This window comes from Elusimicrobiota bacterium (assembly GCA_041658405.1).
Lineage (GTDB): Bacteria > Elusimicrobiota > UBA5214 > JBBAAG01 > JBBAAG01 > JBBAAG01.
In genome coordinates this window covers 1-3,315 of sequence record JBBAAG010000142.1, presented here as the reverse complement: position 1 = coordinate 3,315, position 3,315 = coordinate 1, and the positions used below count along the sequence as shown (strand labels likewise).

The window sequence follows — 3,315 nt, the reverse complement described above, 5'->3', positions numbered from 1 at the left end:
AGAAATAGGTTATACGGGGTAATATTGATGTTAAATATTTTGTTTAAACGAAAAGCTGAAGTTTTGGGTGAGTATTTTATTAAAGCTCTTAAGGTTAGTATAGGACGTGCTAAGGGGAATAATATTGTATTACCGCTGCCAGACGTACCGGATATGTTGTTTTCATTGGTATACAGTAATCATAGGTTTATTATCAATGTGGAAGCTGGTGAGGATGAAAGGTTCGCGCAGTTAGATGAAGTTGGAATAACAGAAGATACGTATGTATCTATTGATGAAGAGTACTCTTTAGTATTTCGGCCCGAGAAAGCTGATGATATACAAAGTATGCCGAAAACCGGGAAAAAGGCTGCAGTAAAAGTTTCAGCTAGCGGGACGTATACCGGGGATAAAGCGGTCCAGGATCCGGCATATTTATTGGCTATCTCCGGCCCTAACTGCGGGAAAAAGTATGAGCTTTCGTTGAATGAAACAAAAATTGGGCGTGATTATGAATATAACGATGTGGTCCTGGAATTTGATAAAAGCGTATCGCGGGATCATGCGAAGATTATGTTTATCGCCGGGAATTATGTGGTAGTTGACCGGAGAAGCCGTAACCGTACGTATTTTAATTCAAAGAAACTGAAGGAAGACGAAACTGTTATTTTAAAAAATGCTGATGAAATAAAAATTGGGAAAACAATCTTTCGATTTGTGACAAAGAATGTTGTTAAAACAGGACGGCCGGCAAAGGCGTTAGTCTTGATCGAAAAGGTATGGGAACAATTTGTAAATATTGTTTTAGCAGTATTGTTTGTAGGAGGTGTATATATAAGTGTGACCGCTTTTCTGCCGTATATCAAAACCTTTAGCGGGATAAAGGATGCTAACGTAGAATTCGTCGTTAGTAACACTGTTGCTCAACTCAGGGAGAGTGTTAGTACGGGAAAGTATACTCAAATGTATACCTTGGATAATGGTATAGGCGTTTATTGCTTACCTCCTAGTGTTGCGTGTGTAGATTTAAAGAGTAGTGATGCGGTGATCCTGCTTGAAACCGGTGGAATGCTGAAAATGTATGATTGTAAGAAGAAAAATGTTAGTTGGGAATATGACACCCTAACCGGTGGCGCAGTTGTAATGTCAGCACCGGCAACCGGAGATTTTAACGGTGATGGTATTGACGATGTGGTGGTTGTGTCTAATAAATCAAGGATATCGGTTCTTGACGGTAAAACCGGTATCGCTATTTATACCAGTCAGGGGTTTGGTGGTAATTTATTGGATACATCTCTGGCAATAGCGGATTTCGATAATAATATGGAACCTGACATTGCGGCGTGTAATACTGCCGGCGGTGTTATTCTGGTGTATAACCTTACTTCTAATGCTGAAGTTGTTACTTACAATTTAAATGAACCCGTATGTGTAAACCCTGTTGTTTATACCAGCAGTGAGGGTAAGACAGAAATCGTGGTGGTGACATATAAAGGTACTATTGCGGTGATTGACGGGGTTACGAAAAAAGAAACTGTGATCGCTTTGAATACTTTAGTAAATTCGAGATTGGGTTTAACTCATAATGATGCGTTGGGAATTACAGCTATGCCTGTAGTGGGTGATTTTAACGGGAATAAGTCAATGGATATTGTTGTGCTTACAAAACATAATTATTTGTATGGATACGACATTAAAGCAGGGCATGCGTTGTGGGATAAGTTGGTTAACATTGAACCCGCTGGCCTTGTTTCTTCAAAGATAAGTTGTCCGTCATTAACTGCGGGTGATGCTAATTCAGATGGGTACACTGATTTCTGGGCAATTACTTCAAAAGGATATGTTGTCCTGGTGGATGGTTTAAGCGGAAAAGTTGTATGGAACGAAAATCTTAGGAATAAAACAGTGTGTTCATCCGCAATACTGCATGATTTTAATAATGACGGTGTATACGAAATTGTATTTGGCGTGCTGGAGGACGGGTTAATGGTACTCGACGGTAATGCCGTATCGAAGAACCGTATTCTTAGTACAATCAAGATTCCGTGTAAAGATTTTATCGGTACGCCTGTGATTGATGATGTTGAAGGTGATGGAATGGTTGAGATCGCTTTTAATATTGATAACAAAATGTTGATAATAGAGACAACACTGAAAAAACGCGGTGATGGTGTTCATTGGAATCAGTATAGGTGTAATAATCATAGAAACGGTGTGTTAGAGAAAAAAGTTGAGAAAGAGGGTAACCGCGGGATATTTTCTGTGGCTGGTATAGTAATGATACTTGCTGCGATTGGGTTATTGTTATTTAAACTGATGCCGCCGCGATTAAAGACAAAGCATCTAGTGATTAACTGAGGATAAAGTATATGGCAAAGATTATTCATTCAGTATTTAGCCATAAAGGTATGGCCCGGCAAACGAACCAGGATTATTATTTGGTTGATCCTGAACGTGGAATGTTTTTCGTATGCGACGGGATGGGTGGCGCTAATGGCGGGGATGTGGTTGGAAGTATTATCACGCGTGCAATGGTTAAATATCTGTATATATACGAAACAGATGATTCGTTGAAATCTGGGAAAAACTCTAAACGCAACTCTCCTCCCGGATGTATTGACGGTATCCTCAAAGCTGTGACGGTATCAAATGCATTGATTTATAAACTCGGGAAAAAACGTGCGGAACTTCACGGGATGGGGAGTACGCTTGCATTATTTAAGTATATTGACGGGTTGGCGTGTATAGTTAATGTAGGGGATAGCAGGATATATCGTGTACGTGAGAACAATATTGAGCAATTGACAGTTGATCATTCATGGGTAAGTGATTTGGTGAGGTCAGGTGAGATTGACCAGCAGAAAGCGCAGAAGATGTCCTCAAGAAATGTTGTTAACCGCGTAGTAGGCGTTACCAGCAAAGTGGCGCTTGATTACTTGATCACCCGGGTTAATTCAGGTGATACTTATGTAATATGTTCCGATGGATTATACAGTAAGGTTGAAGACCATGAGATTTTGGCGAGCCTGAAATCCTCAGGGGGTGGTGCTCTTGATAATTCAGTCAGTAGTTTAGTTGAACTAGCAAATAAGCGCGGGGGTGAAGATAATATTACAGTTATAATAGTAAAGATATTCCGTACGGATGACGAGTTAGCGTCTTATGCGGAGGATGTGTTAACGAAAGATATTAAGTCAGTACCAAGTGATGTGCTTGTAGATGACGAGCTTGTGGATTCGTTGGTAAAAAGGATTATGCGGGTACTGGAAAAAGAAAAAGTTGTTGCGTTACGGTCTATTAACATGTTTATGTTATTAGCAGTATTTTTGGTTATTC

At 39.9% G+C, this 3,315-nt stretch carries 2 protein-coding genes; both read left to right on the top strand.

What is annotated here, in order from left to right:
- Window positions 1-2,337: FHA domain-containing protein (locus WC955_13265; GenBank protein ID MFA5860024.1), on the top strand; the 2,337-nt coding region annotated here is incomplete at its 5' end.
- Window positions 2,338-2,348: 11 nt separating this feature from the next.
- A partial coding sequence (locus tag WC955_13260) for a protein phosphatase 2C domain-containing protein (GenBank protein ID MFA5860023.1) occupies window positions 2,349-3,315 on the top strand: 967 nt, incomplete at its 3' end.